The 18,922-nt window shown below is 39.8% G+C and carries 13 protein-coding genes; 7 read left to right on the top strand and 6 right to left on the bottom strand.

The genetic code is table 11. The annotated features are described in order from the left end of the window. Positions 1–23 precede the first annotated feature (23 nt). From AAEO56_RS06030 to AAEO56_RS06005, 6 genes are read right to left on the bottom strand one after another with little or no spacing between them, the layout of a single operon-like run. The gene (locus AAEO56_RS06030) at positions 24–791 is read right to left on the bottom strand and encodes an ABC transporter permease subunit (protein WP_341696133.1); all 768 of its coding nucleotides are present in this window, start codon (positions 789–791) and stop codon (positions 24–26) included. Continuing rightward, positions 775–1,497: an ABC transporter ATP-binding protein gene (locus AAEO56_RS06025; RefSeq protein WP_341696132.1), complete on the bottom strand. Its 723-nt coding sequence runs from the start codon at positions 1,495–1,497 to the stop codon at positions 775–777. The genes AAEO56_RS06030 and AAEO56_RS06025 overlap by 17 nt, the downstream gene beginning before the upstream one ends. Then, entirely contained in the window at positions 1,494–2,726 is a 1,233-nt protein-coding gene (locus tag AAEO56_RS06020; RefSeq protein ID WP_341696131.1) for a nitrous oxide reductase family maturation protein NosD, read from the bottom strand. The genes AAEO56_RS06025 and AAEO56_RS06020 overlap by 4 nt, the downstream gene beginning before the upstream one ends. Continuing rightward, complete coding sequence (locus AAEO56_RS06015; protein ID WP_341696130.1) at positions 2,726–3,745, bottom strand: nitrous oxide reductase accessory protein NosL; 1,020 nt, start codon at positions 3,743–3,745, stop codon at positions 2,726–2,728. Before AAEO56_RS06015 ends, AAEO56_RS06020 begins: the two co-directional genes overlap by 1 nt. Positions 3,746–3,799: 54 nt before the next feature. Beyond that, positions 3,800–5,776, bottom strand: coding sequence for a Sec-dependent nitrous-oxide reductase (nosZ, locus tag AAEO56_RS06010; RefSeq protein WP_341696129.1), 1,977 nt, complete (start codon positions 5,774–5,776; stop codon positions 3,800–3,802). Between the two features lie 34 nt (positions 5,777–5,810). Beyond that, positions 5,811–6,284 carry a c-type cytochrome gene (locus tag AAEO56_RS06005; RefSeq protein WP_341696128.1) on the bottom strand — a complete coding sequence of 158 codons (474 nt, stop codon included), beginning with the start codon at positions 6,282–6,284 and terminating at the stop codon, positions 5,811–5,813. A gap of 216 nt (positions 6,285–6,500) precedes the next feature. Here AAEO56_RS06005 and AAEO56_RS06000 point away from each other — a divergent pair, with 216 nt between their 5' ends. The 7 genes from AAEO56_RS06000 (at position 6,501) to AAEO56_RS05970 (ending at position 18,813) form a co-directional block, all read left to right on the top strand. After that, on the top strand, positions 6,501–6,953 hold the full coding sequence (locus AAEO56_RS06000) for a CopD family protein (protein WP_341696127.1): 453 nt from the start codon (positions 6,501–6,503) through the stop codon (positions 6,951–6,953). Further along, the gene (locus AAEO56_RS05995; RefSeq protein ID WP_341696126.1) at positions 6,950–7,420 is read left to right on the top strand and encodes a hemerythrin domain-containing protein; all 471 of its coding nucleotides are present in this window, start codon (positions 6,950–6,952) and stop codon (positions 7,418–7,420) included. Before AAEO56_RS06000 ends, AAEO56_RS05995 begins: the two co-directional genes overlap by 4 nt. Before the next feature lie 300 nt (positions 7,421–7,720). Continuing rightward, the gene (locus AAEO56_RS05990) at positions 7,721–9,994 is read left to right on the top strand and encodes a nitric-oxide reductase large subunit (protein WP_341696125.1); all 2,274 of its coding nucleotides are present in this window, start codon (positions 7,721–7,723) and stop codon (positions 9,992–9,994) included. Positions 9,995–10,103: 109 nt separating this feature from the next. Next, positions 10,104–12,881, top strand: coding sequence for an aconitate hydratase AcnA (gene acnA / locus AAEO56_RS05985; protein ID WP_341696124.1), 2,778 nt, complete (start codon positions 10,104–10,106; stop codon positions 12,879–12,881). A 648-nt stretch (positions 12,882–13,529) separates the two neighbouring features. Continuing rightward, entirely contained in the window at positions 13,530–13,970 is a 441-nt protein-coding gene (locus tag AAEO56_RS05980) for an Arm DNA-binding domain-containing protein (RefSeq protein ID WP_341696123.1), read from the top strand. Next, the gene (locus AAEO56_RS05975) at positions 13,940–14,635 is read left to right on the top strand and encodes a phage integrase SAM-like domain-containing protein (RefSeq protein WP_341696525.1); all 696 of its coding nucleotides are present in this window, start codon (positions 13,940–13,942) and stop codon (positions 14,633–14,635) included. Before AAEO56_RS05980 ends, AAEO56_RS05975 begins: the two co-directional genes overlap by 31 nt. A 1,190-nt stretch (positions 14,636–15,825) precedes the next feature. Next, on the top strand, positions 15,826–18,813 hold the full coding sequence (locus AAEO56_RS05970; RefSeq protein ID WP_341696122.1) for a histidine kinase dimerization/phosphoacceptor domain -containing protein: 2,988 nt from the start codon (positions 15,826–15,828) through the stop codon (positions 18,811–18,813). The last annotated feature ends 109 nt before the right edge of the window (positions 18,814–18,922 follow it).

Raw genomic sequence — 18,922 nt, 5'->3', positions numbered from 1 at the left:
GTCATGTGATCATAAGCTAACCCTTATAAATCTTTATTTTTAAATTTCCTCAATGATATATAAAAAGGTATAGCGGCCCAAAGGCATAGTAGCAGGAAAGAAATTATAAGTCCTGCAGTTGTGCCAAAAAAATCTTTGAAAATTGCTCCTGTATAGCCCATCATGGCTGAGACATCAAGATGCATCAGTATTTGTATACGAGCCAGGTCTATAGGGCTTAGCGCAGTTATGCCTACCATTGCATTTTCTATCGGATATTCAGCAAGCTGAAACAATAAAAAGAGGACCATACCATCAAATAGTAAGGCAAAATAAAGCCATGCCATAATTGCAATACCTATACCTTTAGCTTTATCGCGGGTAAGTATTGAACTTAAAAAAGCAAGTGCAACAAATATTACCGATATAAGGCATCCGGTTAAGATCATCATGAAGCCCACTGCATCGGGAGAGTTTACAAGCAGAGGTATACCGGCGCCAACAAAAAAGGCCAGTACCATAGAAAGTGAAAGCCCTATAAACAGGCTAATCCATATTTTTGCCCGTTTTACAGGCTGACTAAGTAAAAGCTCAATGAACTCTGAACTATTGTATATATAAATTGTAGCGAACAGTACAGAAACCAACGGTACTGTAAAAAGAATTACATTCAAGATGGTAAGCAGCCCTTTTGCCGAATTATCTTCCAGTGCAAACGAACTCCACGATAGTATGGCAAGTATAAGTGTATAAGTTACAACTATCTTATTTTTAAGTATATCCAGTAATATGATCTTAATTAATCTCTCCATTTTTCTGCTGTCTTAAAATTTTTGCTATCGCTTTGGATATCTTAGTTTCATTAGTTTCAGTTATTAGCTGCTCAATCTTCTTATGAAAATGTATTTTACCTTCCTGCATAAAAACTATCTCGGTAATTAAATCATCGAGCTCGCTAAGCAGGTGAGAAGTTATAAGGATCAATTTTCCTTTTTCTTTTTCTTTGATTATCTTTTCTTTCAAAATTTCTGATGCCAAGGGATCCAGGCCTGCTGTAGGCTCGTCCAGAATTAGAACATCCGGATTAAAAAGGAATGCTAATACAGCGCTTACTTTTTGTGTAGTGCCGCCGGAGAGCGTGCGCATTTGTTTTTCTAACATTTTTTCAAGGCCAAATGCATGGTAAAGATCTTCGTCCAGCGCTTCTTTAGAGTTGCGTATCCTCTTGATCATATCAATAATCTGGGCTATTGTCATGTTATCGGGATAACGCCCTATCTGGGGCATGTAGCCTATTTTTTCACGGTACAGGTGTTCGCCCAGTACTGTTTTTCCATTAAATTCTATACTGCCTTTATCGGGCAATACCATTCCCAAAATAGATTTAATAAGAGTGGTTTTTCCGCAGCCATTAGGCCCTATAAGGGCAATGCATTGTTGTTTGCCGCAAGAAAAATCTACATTATTCAATACTTCCAGTTTCCCGAACTTCTTGCTTAAATTTTTAATCTCTATCATAGTGGCAATGCCTTCATTAAAGGTGAATTATCTATAAAATTATCCGGTGTTATGCTGGGCAGTACTTTTTCTGACTTATCCAGCAGGGAAATCATAAAGCTGCGGTATAATAGCATAGTGGACGGATTGCTTTCGGTAAGCACGGCAAAGAGGCTAAGCGGATGATAAGGCACATCGCCTATGTTATCCCGGTTAATGTCGTAGCCCTCATACTTATCCCAGTAATTATTGTTAAAAGTATTGAGTACAAGGCTTCCGTTCGTGCTTATGTCAAAAGTGTTTTTAAGATAGTTATTGTTTACAATTTCATTTTCCATACAGCTTGCCTGTATTTTCATTCCCCATCCGTTAGCCGAGAAGACATTTTTCTCTACTTTAACCCTGGAGGTGCCTTCCATATAAATACCTGATGTATTTCTGGCAAACCTGTTATTGAATATATAGCTGTCTGAGATTTCTTTGAGAAGCAGGCCGTAAGCCGAGTCGCCCCAGTTTTCTTCAAAGTAATTATTGAACATTTTTACATTTTTAGTAAACATCACGGCTACACCGGCACCGTTGTTCTTAAAAACATTTGTGATGTAGGAATCGTTGTGCGAAAACATAAAGTGCAGCCCATACCTTACATTGTTTTTTGCAATATTTCTCCAAATAACGGATTCTGTTACAAATTCAAAATAAATGCCATCGCGGTGGCCCGATATTTTGTTACCTATTATTTGAAGGTTTTCGCTCTTCCAGCAGTGTATGCCGTTACCTATAAGTTGTTCATCTTCACCATATGCAATTATGGCATTATTTTTTACAATGCAGTTTTTTCCATTTTGTATGTAGATCCCAAAGAAATTATTGTCAAGTATATTATTGGCAATTACCACATTGTCGCTGTCATACACTCTTATCCCGCAAGGGTCGTTAAGTGCAGAGTGCCCTGAGTTTATTATTTTAAGCCCTTTTACGACAACGCTGTCTGTACCTATTGACAATACTTCATGTTTGCTTTGCCCGTCAAGGACAGGATAACCTTTGCCTAAAACAACAACTCTTTTTTTAATAAGTATGTTGCCCTCTTTATAAGTGCCTTTATTAATAATTATGGTATCGCCGTTATTTGCTTTCGCAATGGCCTGCTTAATGGTTTTTATGGCAAATTCGTTCCCCACATTAATAACCTGGGAATTTGCAGTACATAAAGACAAAAAGGTTATTATATTAAAAATCAGTTTCATTAATATGCATTAAAAATTTCTGCCCACGACTTGGTATCAGCATTTAGTTTTTGCTTGTATTCATTTGCCTCTTTCTGTGTGCTGAAGGCAGCAATATTTCCCCTCATAGGAGAGCTTATGTCTCCTCCCTTAAGATAGAAACTGTTTTCGGCAGGTATAAGGGTATTATCATGTAAATAATCATTTACGTAGAAAGAACTGTACTTAACCTGGGTATTAGCTTTTACATATTGTCCCATGCACGACATATCGTCAAATTTGTAATGCCTTCCTTTCTGGGTAATTACTTCAGCGCCAAACTTGCCGTTAGATATGGTCATTTTGCAAAACTCGCAACTGTCACTATTCAGCTTTATTGGTTTTGGTTCGGTTGTATTACAAGAAAACATAATTAAAGAAGCAAATAGTGCAACGGTCCCGGCGGTAGCCGGCTTTCTAAACCTGTTAATCAGGTTTGTTTCTTTAATTATTACCATCAGCAATAACAATCCTGCTGCAAACAGCATCCATCCGCCGGTATCAGGGATTGAATAGGCACCAAAATTCAGTAATTGCTTGTAGCCAATGAGAGGTGGCTGGTATGCCATTCCCGGTACTTGTATAGCGGCATGAGGGTCAAGATCATGTCCGTAATCATAGTTCCACCTGTAAAAATCTAAACCTGCCAGTACGCCAAATAGCAGGAACGATACAAACAGGGCTATAACACATTTTTTGTTTGAAAAGAAAACCATAAGTAATGACACAATTCCAAAAAAACCAATTATATAAGGCAGTATTTTAAACTCTACAAAATTTTCGGTATGAAGTGTTTTCATACCGATGTAATGGTTAAGGCCATTTATAATTTCCACATCTCCACCTATCTTATGAGCATGTAATTTTAAAACCAATCCTTCAGGGTACTGAGGGGCATCAAGGTCTATCTGCCACATAGGGAAAAGTAGTGAACAAAAGAAAAGTATTGCGGTAACTCCTAAAAAAAGTTTTGACAGCAAAGAAATTTTTGAAAAAGTCATGATAAAAGAATTTAAAAGGGACAAAATTTTATTTTTGCCCCTTTTGTTGAGATTTTATTTAGCTGCAGGTTGGTTAGTTCCTAAGCTGTAGGATATTGGGACATTGCTTCCCGCCGGGGATACTCTTATGTAACCCGACATCTCCTGGTGAAGTGCACTGCAAAAATCTGTGCAATACATTGGGTACATCCCAGGTTTTTTGGGTAGCCATTTTAATGTAGTGGTTTCACCGGGCATTATGAGGAGCTCACCGTTATCTGCCCCTTTCACTGCAAAGCCGTGTGGTACATCCCAATCCTGCTCAAGATTAGTAACATGGAAGTAAACTTCGTCACCTACTTTTACACCTTCTATGTTATCAGGCGCAAAGTGAGAGCGTATCGAGGTCATGTATACATGCACTTTATTCCCTTCCCTTACTACTTTAGACTCTTTTTCGCCTTTAGTTGCGTATGGATGTTGGTTGTCATCAAGCTTATAAAACTTAAGCTGCCCGTTGTTCCTTATCAGGTCGGCAGGTGCTGCCTGTGCATAGTGTGGCTCGCCTATGGTAGGGAAGTCCAGTATTAACTGCATCTTATCGCCACTTATATCAAATATCTGAGCACTCTGTGCAAGTTCCGGCCCTGTAGGCAGGTAACGGTCTTTAGTGATCTTGTTGTAAGCAACCAGGTATTTACCAAAAGGTTTTTTACTGTCACCACCAGGTATCATAAGGTGTCCTATTGAATAATAAGTAGGAACCCTGTCTAACACTTTAAGTGTTTTGATATCCCATTTAACAATTTCTGAAGATACAAAGAATGAAGTATAAGCATTTCCTTTACCGTCAAACTCTGTGTGTAGAGGGCCTAATCCAGGTTTTTTAACTTCACCGTGCAGTACGCTTTCATATTTCAGTACCGGTATGCCTTCATAATCACCTTCATATTGCTTGCTTGCAATAGCCTTTTTCAGTTTATCAAAACTGAATACAGGTATTAATGCCGCCAGTTTACCACTGCCTACAATATATTCTCCTGTAGGGTCTACGTCGCATCCGTGAGGAGATTTAGGGCATGGTATCATGTAGCATATGTCCTTAAACTCTGCTGCATCAAGTACCAGAACTTCTGTTTTTATTTCAGATTTCGCCGTATGGGTTTTTTCATCCCATGTGTTGTGTGCATACTTAACAGCTTGTTTTTTCCCTTTACCTGCTTTAATATACTCTTCGGCTTTCTTCCAGTTCACAGCCATAATAAAGTCTTTATCTTTTTGCGATGCATTCACCTCAAGTAAAGTATTTGCCTGTTCTGTATTATAAGTTGAAAAGAAGAACCATCCATGCGATTTTCCTTTACCTGCGTGAGAAAGGTCAAAGTTCACACCTGGAGTCCTTATCTGGAAAGCGATATCCATTTCACCCTCTTTGCCTACCTTAACGAAACTAATATGTCCTTTAAAGTTTTGTTTGTAAGTGTTAATGGGCACATCGCCATTCTCATAATCTCCGGGAACACTAAAACGTGTACCTGCTACTACATACTCAGTATTTTCAGTAATAAAAGGAGATGAGTGGTTACCACCACTGTTTGGCAACTCAATGATCTCAGCAGTTTTGAAGGTTTTAAGGTCAATACGTGCAATACGCGGGGTATTGTTTGCATTACCAAAAACCCATCTGCCATCTACCTCACCGTTTGTTTGAGACATTTCGGTGTGGTGTAAATCGTCCCATGGCACAAAACCATGAGATGTGTTAAGCATTGGTTTCGTTTCTTCGCTATAGCCCCATCCTTTTTCAGGGTCAACAGAAAACACAGGGATTACACGGAAAAGTCTTCCGCTTGGTAAGCCATAAACGCTTAGCTGCCCGCTGAAACCACCGGATACAAAGTTGTAAAACTCATCGTATTTGCCCGGAGCCACATATGCTTTTTGAGCCGCATCACCGCTTACAGCATCACCGGAATTTTTTGGCTTACAGGAAACAAACAAAGAACTCCCCAAAATGATTAAAGCAGCGGCTTTTAATAAATTATTTTTCATGGTCAATAAAAATTGAGTTAGGTATTGCGGTGTATTATTTAACACCGTCTATTTTGCGCATATATTCAAGTATGTTTCTTGCTTCCTCATCGTTAAGCCCCTGGTTAGGCATACGCACGAGGCAGATTTCAAGCTGGGCCTGTACTTCAGGGTCCTTGTCTATCATTGGGTCCGGATTGGTGATGAAATTCATGACCCATTCCGGCCTTCTTCTCTCCGTGACACCTTTCCATCCTGGGCCTACAAGTTTTTCATCCGTAACCTTGTGGCATGATAAGCATTTTACGCCTGCAACATCTTCACCTTTATCAGCCATGGCTTGGTCAAGTGAGGCCCCCAGGTCTACCTTATCATACTTGCCTTCTCCTCTTTTAGGGTCATAGTCTGATGGGCTTGCCGCAGTTTCCTCAGCATCAGGTTTCGAAAAATCCTGTTCATTTTTTGCTTTGTCTCCCCCACAGGACATCAGGAATATGGAGGCGATAGTTAGGATTGCTAATTTTCTCATGATTGTTGATTAATTATTATAGGACAAACTTACTGTGCATATTGCCCTTATTTTATGACCGTGGTCATACTAATAAATGTTTTTAGCTCCGTAGCAGCATTTTAGCGCTAAAGCAACTTATTATTTTACAATGTATGACTGTGGTCATAATCACTTGCCCCTACTATATTTACTTTTGCTCTATTAACATAGCGGCGGAACATAAACTGAATACTAATGGCCTATCATCACATCCTGCTTCTTTTACACCTACTGGCCGCTACCATTTGGGTAGGCGGGCATATCCTTCTGCTGGCATGTTATGTGCCTGCAGCACTGCGGGAAAAGAACAAGCATATCATCCTGGACTTTGAAAAAAAATATGAGAAACTGGGCATGGGCGCCTTATTGGTCCTTGTAGGTTCCGGGATAGCCATGGCTATTGATTATGGAATCGCCCCAACGGATTGGTTCAGCTTCGCGGCACCTGTGGAACGGGTGGTATCGCTTAAACTCCTGTTGCTGCTTTTGACGCTGCTGTTGGCACTAAGCGCGCAGTTTAATATCATACCGCGGCTTAAGGCAGGAAATAATAACCTACTGCCTTTGCTTTACCACATCATGTTTGTCACTGCACTTGGTATACTAATGCTTGTAATCGGAAGTTTTGTAAGATTTGGAGGGATATGAAAGAAAATAAACCATTAAAGCGTTCTGCGGCGCTCCGACCCTTAAGTATTGACCATCACCAGGGATTGCTGCTGTGCTGGAAAATAAGAACAGGCATTAAGAGACGGATAGACCCGGAAAGGATTTCGTCATATGTTAGGTGGTTTTACAAAAACCACCTCCTGCCTCACTTTGAGATAGAGGAACTCCATGTGTTCCCAGTTTTAGGAATGGACCATGAATTAGTGAAAAGGGCGATGGGAGAGCACAGGTTAATGCGGACATTGCTACCGCCAATAAGTACTAACGAGAAACTGGCACAAGCTGCGGAGGTTTTGGAATCACATATCCGTTTTGAAGAGCGGAGATTGTTTGAGCAGATCCAGCTAGTGGCAACCCCGAAGGAACTTGAGCAGATCCAAGCTGTTCATCAAGGCTTGGCATTTTATGAAAATGACACAGACAGGTTCTGGGAAAGAGAATCATAGCTTCCTAATAATTTGCCTTTTTGAAGAAGAGATCCATCCTTGCTAAAAGTTCAGATCAAATTTAGTTATCATATGCTGTCATAAGTATGTCGTAAATAATGACTACATTTATGGTTGTAAACACTAGTTTTGGATAAAACCCTACAAGTGAATGACGTCCAACAAGGATGCTGCAATTACTGACACTGGAAGAGTATTCCGCATCACGGGTATACCACGAGCAAAATCTCCTTTTACCATCAGCATTCTGACAAGTAGGCTTTCGCTAAACTTTTCTAATCAACTAAAACAATTATCAATATGAACCAAGAAAGAAAGTTATGGATTGCATTTATCCTGATCACAACGATATCGTTGGGGGTCTTAGGATATTTTGGCCACGAGATCTACCAAAAGGCACCACCATTGCCACAACGTGTCGTTACTACCACTGGCGAGGTAATTTTCCAGGGGCAGGATATTAAAGACGGCCAGAATGTATGGCAAAGCATGGGCGGGCAGGAAGTGGGCTCTGTCTGGGGACATGGCGCGTACCTTGCGCCTGACTGGACTGCGGACTGGCTGCACCGTGAAGCCCTTTATATCTTAAACAGGTGGTCGAAATCGGAATACGGAATTTCTTATGAAACGTTGCCTAGTGAAAAGCAGGCTGGGCTGGAGCGGCGGCTTCAGATTGAACTTCGCAAAAACACATACGATCCTGAAACCGGCGATATCACTGTTTCGCCCATACGGGCCGAAGCCATTGAATACCTTAACAGTTACTACGCGGGACTCTTTATGGAAAATCCTGAGTTGGACGAATTAAGGAACAATTATGCTATTCCGAAAAATGCGATAAAAGATGCCGCGCGGATGCGCCAGATGAGCGGTTTCTTCTTTTGGGCGACGTGGGCATGTGTAACTGAACGTCCTGATAGCGACATCAGCTACACCCATAACTGGCCGGCTGAAGAACTCGTTGGGAATAAACCAACCGGTAACCTGCTAATCTGGACCGGCGTCAGCATAATCCTGCTGTTGATCGGTGTGGGAGGAATGGTTTTTTACCATGCCCGCTTACGTGAAGAGCATATGCCGGAAATGCCGGTTGAAGACCCGCTGATGCGGCAAATACTGACCCCTTCTATGGTGGCGATCAAAAAGTACATATGGGTGGTAAGCATATTGATCCTCATCCAGGTTACTGCAGGGGTGGTAACCGCACATTACGGGGTTGAGGGTGATGCATTCTACGGCTTTGACCTTGCAAGCACGCTTCCTTATGCCATTAGCCGGACGTGGCATGTCCAGCTCGGTATATTATGGATTGCCACCGCATGGTTAGCTACCGGGCTATATATAGCACCATCAGTTGCCGGGAAAGACCCCAAGTACCAGAAGCTTGGCGTAAACTTCCTGTTTATCTGCATACTGATCATCGTATTAGGTTCAATGGCAGGCCAGTGGATGGGCGTTATGCAGAAGCTTGGGCTTGAAACCAACTTCTGGTTCGGCCATCAGGGTTACGAATATGTAGACCTGGGAAGGTTCTGGCAAATTTTCCTCTGCATTGGATTATTTGTCTGGTTGGCGTTAATGTTCAGGCCGCTGATTCCTGTAATTAGGAGCAAAACTGCAGAAAAGGGATTGCTGACCATGTTCCTCGTGGCATCCGCAGCCATTGCCATATTCTATGCCGCAGGACTTATGTGGGGAAGACAAACCAACCTTGCCATCGCAGAGTATTGGAGATGGTGGGTTGTCCACCTTTGGGTGGAAGGATTCTTTGAAGTTTTTGCTACGGTCGTTTCCGCATTCCTGTTTGTCAGGTTGGGATTGCTACGGACAAAGACAGCGACTGTTACGGTTATTTTATCAACAGTAATTTTCCTCTCAGGCGGAATTTTAGGTACTTTCCACCATTTATATTTCAGTGGCACGCCTACGGCAATTATGGCAATCGGTGCAACATTCAGTGCCCTTGAGGTCGTGCCGCTGGTACTAATCGGGTATGAAGCTTACGAGAACTACCGCCTTAGCAAAGCCACCAAATGGCTTGTGGATTACAAATGGCCGATTTATTGCCTGGTGGCGGTTGCCTTCTGGAATTTCTTCGGAGCCGGCATTTTAGGGTTTATCATCAATCCGCCACTAGCTTTATATTACATACAAGGGTTAAATACAACATCGGCACATGCCCACGGCGCTCTATTTGGAGTTTACGGAATGCTCGGCATCGGGCTCATCTTGTTTACACTCAGAAGTATGTACCGGATACAAAAATGGAATGACAGACTAATTGGTTTTGCATTTTGGTCGATAAACATAGGGCTCATGCTCATGCTTGTCCTGAGCCTGCTGCCAATGGGAATCTTACAGGCAATCGCCAGTGTCAATGAGGGAATGTGGTACGCCCGATCAGCTGAGTTTTTAAAAGGACCGGGAATGGACAATATCAAATGGCTTCGTATAATAGGAGACACCATTTTTGCAATCGGGCTTTTCGCTTTTGTATGGTTTGTCTTCGCGCTGAACCGCAAGCAGCACACTGCAGAAGGGAAACGACCAGGAGAGGAATCCAAAAACATATAAGCATACTATCATGTATTATATATAGTTTTATCAGTGGCGGCGCCTGGTTAGGGTTGCCGCCTCTTCTACAAGTGCATCCATCAATTTTATTATAAAAAAGCATAGCATCATGAGTAATGACATCTACCAGATTAAAAGGCTGTTAAATACCAAGAATGGGACTTTCACCTATTACAGCCTTCCCGAAATGCAGAAGCAGGGGTATGCTATAGAAAAGATGCCTTTTTCCATAAGGATCCTACTGGAAAATGTGTTGCGCAACTTTGATGATTTTGCCATTACCCGCGAAAATATTGACACACTGCTAAACTGGAAACCCGAACCGTCTGACAAAGACATCCCGTTCAAGCCTGCGCGCGTGCTCATGCAGGATTTTACAGGAGTTCCCGCAGTGGTCGACATTGCATCGCTGCGGGCTGAAGTAGCGCGCAGGGGAAGGAATCCAGACGAAATAAATCCGCTTATACCGGTAGACCTGGTTATAGACCATTCGGTACAGGTGGACTATTTTGGAACGGAATATTCTTATGCCCGAAATATGGATGAAGAATATAAACGGAACAAGGAGCGCTACCAATTTTTGAAATGGGCGCAGCAATCCTTCAGTAATTTTAGTGTAGTCCCCCCCGGCATGGGTATCTGCCATCAGGTAAACCTTGAATATTTGTCAAAAGGCGTTATAGAACGCAATGGTGAAATTTTCCCGGATACCTTAGTGGGAACCGACAGCCATACGCCAATGGTTAATGGTATTGGGGTGATTGCCTGGGGTGTAGGGGGTATAGAAGCTGAAGCTGCAATTTTAGGCCAGCCGATCTACTTTATCATGCCTGAAGTTATCGGGTTAAGGTTAACCGGCAAAATTCCTCTCGGTTCTACGGCAACTGATATGGTGCTTACCATTGCCGAGCTGCTCCGTAAATATGGAGTAGTAGGTAAATTTGTGGAGGTATTTGGCCCCGGGCTGGATAACCTTTCGGTGCCCGACAGGGCTACTATTGGCAATATGTCGCCCGAATTTGGCTGTACGGTCACCTATTTCCCTATAGATGATAAAACGCTCGAGTATATGCGCCTTACCAACCGGTCGGAAGATCAGGTAAAGCTTGTGGAAGATTATTGCAAGGCTAATTTATTATGGCGTACAGGTAGTGAAAACATTACATATACCGATATACTCGAACTGGATCTTTCAACCATAGAACCAACCGTTGCAGGGCCTAAAAGGCCGCAGGACAAAATACTGCTTAAAAATTTTAAAGAAGCATTTATAGATGTGCTTCATAAGAGCTTTGGGCGTAATTATATAAAACCCCAGGAACAGCTTACGAGATGGTATGCCGAAGGCGGAAGTTCTGTGCCTATTACAACAGATACCCAAATGCCTCCCGAAACAAAAATTGAGGAAAAGATCGAAGATGGAATGAAGGTAGTGTCTGTAACGGTAGGGCAGGAACAGTTCATGCTGTCTGACGGTGCTGTAGTTATTGCCGCTATCACATCCTGTACCAATACGTCTAACCCTTATGTAATGGTAGGTGCAGGGCTTGTAGCCCGTAAGGCGAGGGAACGCGGGCTTAACGTTAAGCCATGGGTAAAAACATCGCTGGCACCGGGATCTAAAGTTGTGACCGACTACCTTATAAAAGCCGATCTGCTGGACGATTTTGAGTCGATGAAATTTCATGTCGTGGGTTATGGCTGTACGTCCTGCATAGGAAACTCCGGGCCGCTGCCTGCACACATAGCCAAAGCTATAGATGAACATGAACTCGTGGCTGCATCGGTATTATCAGGCAATAGAAATTTTGAGGCAAGGATACATCCGCAGGTGAAGATGAATTTCTTAATGTCCCCCATGCTGGTTGTAGCCTACGCCATTGCGGGAAGGGTAGATATCGACCTTATCAATGAGCCTATCAGTTATGATCCTAACCTGCAACCGGTATACCTTAAAGACATTTGGCCTGCCGATGACGAGATCAATGACGTTTTGCGTTCTGTACTTTCCCCAGATCAGTTTGCCAACAGCTACGGGACCATATTTGAAGGGAATGAGATATGGCAAAACCTTCAGGTGCCCGATGAAAAGATATATGTGTGGGATGACAATTCGACCTATATTAAGGAAGCACCTTTCTTTAAAGACCTTCCGGATAACCCGCAGCCATTAGAGGATATTAAGGATGCCAATGTATTGCTGGCTTTGGGTGATAGTATAACAACCGACCATATTTCACCTGCAGGTTCTTTCAGGGATACGTCAGATGCCGGTATATACCTGACGGGTCGCGGTGTAGAGAAAAATGATTTTAACTCGTATGGTTCCCGTCGTGGCCACGATGAGGTGATGATTAGGGGAACTTTTGCTAATGTGAGGATTAAAAACAGGCTTGCCAAAAAAGAAGGCGGCTATACTAAATATATGCCTACCGGCGAAGAAATGAGCATTTATGATGCCTCTGTAAAATACAAGGCTACCGATACACCATTGGTTATCCTTGCAGGTGAAGAGTATGGTAGCGGGTCATCGAGGGACTGGGCGGCAAAGGGCACATTTTTGTTAGGCGTAAAGGCAGTACTGGCCGAAAGCTATGAAAGGATTCACCGCAGTAACCTTGTAGGTATGGGTGTCTTGCCATTACAGTATAAACCAGGAGAAAATGCCGAAAGCCTTCATCTTACAGGAGAGGAGCAATTCAGCATTTCGGGAATAGCAGATGAGATCAGGCCGCTAAAAGAGGTTGATATAACTGCGGTCAAATCAAATGGAGCCGTAATACATTTTCAGGCAGTTGCGAGGCTGGATTCTAAAATAGAAATAGAGTATTACAGGAATAAAGGCATACTGCAATATGTTTTAAGACAGTTCCTCCAGAAAGCATAATTGGTAAAGTAAAAGCATAGAAAGCGTAATGGCTGACGATGTGCGGAAATTTTAGTAGATTTTTTGAAGTGAATCACGGTAAACACGATCAAATAAATACATATAATTGTGTAAATTATAATGTTCTTTAAATCAAGTACGTACGCAGGATAAAGTTGTGGCAAAATCATGGCACTACATCCCTACGAAATATGAAACCCTTTATTTTCAAGGGTTTCAGGGATGGAGTTCGACTCCCATCTTCTCCCTGATACTACGACTTGTATTCAGCAACTCATTTTATGCAAAAAAGATTAAAAGTATAAAATTCTCAATGATCCTTTGTGAAAAATATTCCATAAATTTGTAAATACTACCGTTACAAAGCTTTGTGAGCAAAACGGTGAGTGTTTTTCAAGATGTGTACATAATTTATTGATATAAAAGTATTTGTGGTGGTTTGGAGTCGTCCTGCCACCCCGACTTTGAAGTCTTCATTGGCTTCTGTTGGCCCGCAAATACTCAGTATTTGCGGGCTTTTTTCGTTTTATACCCTAAAATGAAAACGGCATTTATATCAATATTTTTGTGAGTAATTAGGTGAGTAAATTTCAATGCGAAAAAATTTACTCACAAAAACAGGGTTAAAAAATTGAATAGCAATCTGTTATGGCGATTTTTTTAACATTTATTACTGCCAAACGTAGCCTCTTGAAGCCGCTCACGATTCGCAAGCATTTTGAATCGGTACTTAATGTCATGTTTAATTTAAACCACATTTGGTATGAAGAGCACAAACACTTTGGTATCCAGTTCATCATTAGGGTTCCAAAAAATGAAAAAACAGCAGAGGCAACTGTCTATGCGCGAATTACAGTAAACGGACGAAGATCCGAAGTTTCACTTAAAAAGAAGATTGACCCAAAATTCTGGGACGAAGCCAAAGGACGCGCTAAGGGAAAAAGGGATGAAAGCGCCAGCCTTAACAACTACATTGAGCGTATTAGGAGTATCATAGCCGATGGCTACCATAACCTTATACAGGAAAGAAAGCCAATTAATGTTGATAGCTTAAAGCGCTGTTTACTGGTCAGGATGAAGATGCCATAACAATCGAAAAGCTTTTTGACTACCATAACCAGGAGGCAGCTTATAAACTTGCACCGGGTACCATGAAGAATTACGGCACGACCCAACGCTATATCGGCAAATTCCTGCGGGACAAATACCACCGGCATGATATACTGCTCTCAGAGCTCACCTATCGTTTTTTGTTGAATTTTGAAAGCTATCTCAGGTCATACGTGCCAAAAGACCATCAGCAGCGGCTGCACAACAACGGCATTATAAAGCACATTGAAAGGCTTCGTAAAATGGTGAACTTGGCTATTAAACTGGATTGGCTTGAAAAAGACCCCTTTGCCCATTTTAAAAAACATTTCGACAAAGTAGAGCGCCACTGCCTGACCGCTGAAGAACTCTCGCTATTAGAGAAAAAAGTATTTAAAATTGAAAGGCTGAAAAACGTAAGGGACATGTTCCTGGCCTACCAGATCCGTAGTGAGGGATGGCTGACCTCAAACGTGACCGTAAAGCTCCGCTATTCTAATTTTGATACCGAGACAAGGCCGGTAACCTTAGCATATACGGCATCGGATCATACGCTAACCAAAGCTGTACTGGAAGCCTTCGGGAAACTCTACCAGCGGCGTGAGCCTGCGCCTTGTAGGGGTACGCTTCAGCAAACTGGTTCGGGGCTCGTACCACTCTGCTGAAACGATTTTTTTAGCTTTTCAAAACAAAGCAATATTTTCAAAAAGCTTCGTAAAACCATCAAAATAAACATTTTGCGTGTTTTTTATTTTTTCGAACTATCTCAAATTTTTCAAAAATGCACATAAAGCTTGTGTCAAAATCGTGGCAAAAATATTTTTTAGAAATTTCGCCACAAAACAGCAGCTAAAGTACTGATAACCAAAACTTTTAACCTACTTAACATCATGACTGATAAAGACTATAATTCGAAATGCTGTGCCACAGCTCTGTAAAGCAGACTGAAGAGTATGCCCCTCACAGAACAGGTTCCAATTGGCAGGGAAATGAAACAATTGCAGTAGCGACTTACCAATAGAGAGACCCGTACAGAACAGCCTCCGGTTGATATTATCTTAAAAATGCAGCAGGAAATTAAGGAACTAAAAGAACTGCTTGCACTTACACATAATGCTTTATAACCCAAACAAAAATCATGGAACTAGTTTTATAGAAATAGCGCAAGTAATAACTCAAGCCCGGTCAAATGCCTTCAAAGCGTTTCAAAAGGACTTTGGCTATTTACACAATAATAAGACATAATAATAGTGATTTTTAGCATAAGAGCTCTCTTTTTAAATTGTACATTGTAATCATTTATAAATCCGATAATCCAGCAGGATTATTTCATCTTTTGTATGTAGATGTTAAGCTTTAAGTCGTTCATATCATTTAAATTCTTGGCAAGAATCGCCGCCTCTATAACTATCTTTGTAATTTGGTTCTCCAAAAACAAATAATAAAAGATTATTAATTACTTAAAAATAAAACAGTTAAGTGATGTGTTATTTTAATTTCAAAGCCCCATTCACTTATTGCTGGCTGAGACTCATATCATTTTTCTGTAGAGCTGATTTCTCTATATCAAATTGATAAATCAGTAAAAACGTTGCTTAAAATAAAGAATAATTATTGAGTTTTCAAAGTTAGGTTTATTTATTCTTAACATTTTGAAGACTAATATGAGCCACTATATTTTACTACTCTTGGGATTACTAAAAAATTAAAGCAATATTTTTTTGAAGTGTACTTTAATGTTATAGTAAGATATAATTTTTTATAATTTTTGGTATTAGCCCGATTTTTTACTTGTACACATCAAGACATACACAATGTTGAATTTAAGTCACACTTTATAAATGATTCTTCAAATATGAAATTTTTCCTTTCTTTTCTTCTATTATTTACCTTGGCAGGCTATGCCCAAAATGCAATGATTCCTACTAACATGAAATGGATAAACGATCCGTTGGATCCACTGGTTTCTATACGGAGCTGTGTGCAGGATGCCGATGGCTTTTTATGGATTGCTACAGAGATGGGATTGTACAGGTATGATGGGCTAAAGCTGCTTAAAATAAAATCGGAAAGGTTTCCCGATATTGAAAATAACAGGATAGTGATATTGGAAAAAAATGTTCTTACAGGCGACATTCTTTTTCAGGCCTATCCGGCAAAGAATTGGTATATAATAAAATCGGGTACTATAAACAGGTTTAATTTAAAAATGCAGAATCGTATTGTAGTCCACGATGGAAGTATAAAATGGGTTTTGTTGAATAAAAAGTTAAAAAAGGAAATTGAAAATGATTGCGGAAATATTTCGGAAATCAAAAAAATTCCTGACTATAATTTGACGAATTTTTTTATAACCAATCATCACCTTTATATAAGATATATGGAGCGATTGAAAATTATAAACCTCAAAGACTTTAACCTAAATAAAACGATTCCTTTAAAATGTGATGAGATACTTTTTAAGAATGTTGATAAAATATTTATTTCAGATGGGGGTATGGTTTATGAGGTTAGGGGAAGTACCATATTAAAAGATAAACGGATACAAACTGACAAGCTGATAGCATCTTTTATTGATCAACCACATAAAAAAGATAAAGAGCTTAATAAGATAATTAGCGGTAATGATGACACTTACTATCTTCTAAATGATAAAAATCTATATTTAATTGAGTATCTAAACAATAAGCTATCAACAAGGTTTTTGGCAAATGTTGGCGTTAACGATATTACAAATATATGCTATGATAAGAACCGTAGCATATATTTTATTACAAGCGCAACTAAAGGGATATTACAGGTAAAATATAGTTCTTTTAAGTCCTTGCAATTCAAATTACACAGGCACAATATTAATTACTCGGTAGCTAAAATTGATGAAAATACCATTTATAGCGCAACAGGATGGCAGTACAACCTGAAAGATGACAAAGTAGTATATGACAATGCGGTAAAAGACCGTAGCCATTGTTTTCTGCTCGATTATAATCATAATTTTTACATACAGGCGAGCAATAAGGTTTTGCTGGATATAAATACTTTTTTAAAGCCACTTCTTATAGATGATTTAAAAACGAACAGTGAATACCTGGGCTATTGTTGGCATAAAAATATATTATGGATTGTAACACGCGACCCTGAGCAACCAATAATTTGTAAACAAAACGACAAAGTATTTGTTGAGCGTTTTTTGGTAAAAGCTTTTAAAAATAAAAAAGTCACGAATTTATTTTCATGGAAAGATAAAATTATAATTTCTACTGAAAAAGGGGTATATGAGTATAAGCCATTTTCAAAAGAAATTATAAAAATAGCAGGCCTTGAAACTGTTTATGCGAGGAATATTGTTAAAAACGATTCGCACAGTTATTGGGTATGCTGCTATGGGCAAGGACTTTATTTAGTATCCTCGGGGAAGGTTTATAAGGTTAACGACCGGAATCTTACTATTAATACTGCACATACTGTAGAGACAGATAAATTGGGCAATATATGGATAAGTACCAACGAGGGGCTGTTACTGGGAAACAGGACTTCAATAATTAAAAATACGTTACAAGGTAAGTCGGTAGACTTTTACAAGTTTACAATAGAGGATGGGCTGGTAACAAACGAGTTTAATGGTGGCTGCACGCATCCATCGGTCAATGATGGCCGTATAATCGGATTCCCTACGATGAAAGGGTTTTTATGGTATGATCCGTCAACAGTAAAGAGGCAGGTCTTTAGCGCGGATATCGTGGTTGACAAAATTTTAGCAGATGGAAGAGTAGTTAACTCCGATGCTGATAAGTATTTTGTCAGTAAAGATAAATCGATTATTGAAGTGTCTTTTTCTTATGCCTATTATTTTGACAGGGAGAACCTCAGTATTGAATATAAACTCCACAGTAATGGATTGTGGAAGAAGGTAACGGGTAATAAATTTAGCTTCGCCCGTGATGCAGGTGGAACGGACAGGTTAAGTATAAGGATCTCTACCCACGGAACAGCCCATAGTGTAGTAAGAGATTTTAACTTCAGGTTTGAGAAAAGGTATTATGAAACTTTCTTTTTTTGGGTAATTATAGGCACTATACTTACAATAACAGTTTATTTTGCTTTTAGATTTGGTACACGTTTAAATATAAAACGTGAAGAGTTTTTAAAACAAAAAGTAGCCGAAAAAACTTTAGAATTAAACAATGCAATTGAGGAACTACAGATTTCCAAAGCTTTAATATCTAAATCTTTAGGTGAAAAGGAAATTTTATTGAGAGAAATTCATCACAGGGTAAAAAACAATCTGCTATTGATAATAAGTTTCCTCCATATACAGTCTAAGAAACTGGGGTATTCTTCCCATCATCCATTTATTACACAAAATGAAAGCCGTATAATTTCAATGGCGCTTATACATCAGAATCTCTATGACTTTGAAAATTCAGAGCGTGTAGATTTTAGTCAATATTTAAATAATCTGGTGCCTTCCATAATTGATCTTTATCAGGTTGATTCATCCGAAATTAATGTTTTGCTCGAAAATGTAAGCTTTACATTCGATATACAAACAGCCATACCTTTGGGGCTTATAATATGTGAAATAATCAATAATTCATGCAAATACGCAAAGCGCAACGGTACTATTCTTGAGATTACATTAAACATAACTAAAAGCAATGATGAGTATTTACTGGTGATTAAAGATAACGGCCCCGGATTTGATATTGAAAAAGTTTCAACAACATCGTTTGGGATAGAATTGACTCGCTTATTGGCACAACAGCTGCAGGGGGCTTTAGAAATCGATGCCAGTAAAGGTGCAAAATATACATTATCATTTATCGACCTGAATCTAAATTAAGTCAATTATTAAATATTAATATCAATAAATTACATACAATAGTGATTTTCGTATTATACCTTTGTAGGAAATTACTTTTTAAGACTTTGTTAAATATGAAAATATAATT

The organism is Flavobacterium arundinis, assembly GCF_038289855.1.
Classification (GTDB): Bacteria; Bacteroidota; Bacteroidia; order Flavobacteriales; family Flavobacteriaceae; genus Flavobacterium; species Flavobacterium arundinis.
Note: the sequence above shows the minus strand (reverse complement) of the source record. Positions and strands in the feature narration are given on the sequence as shown.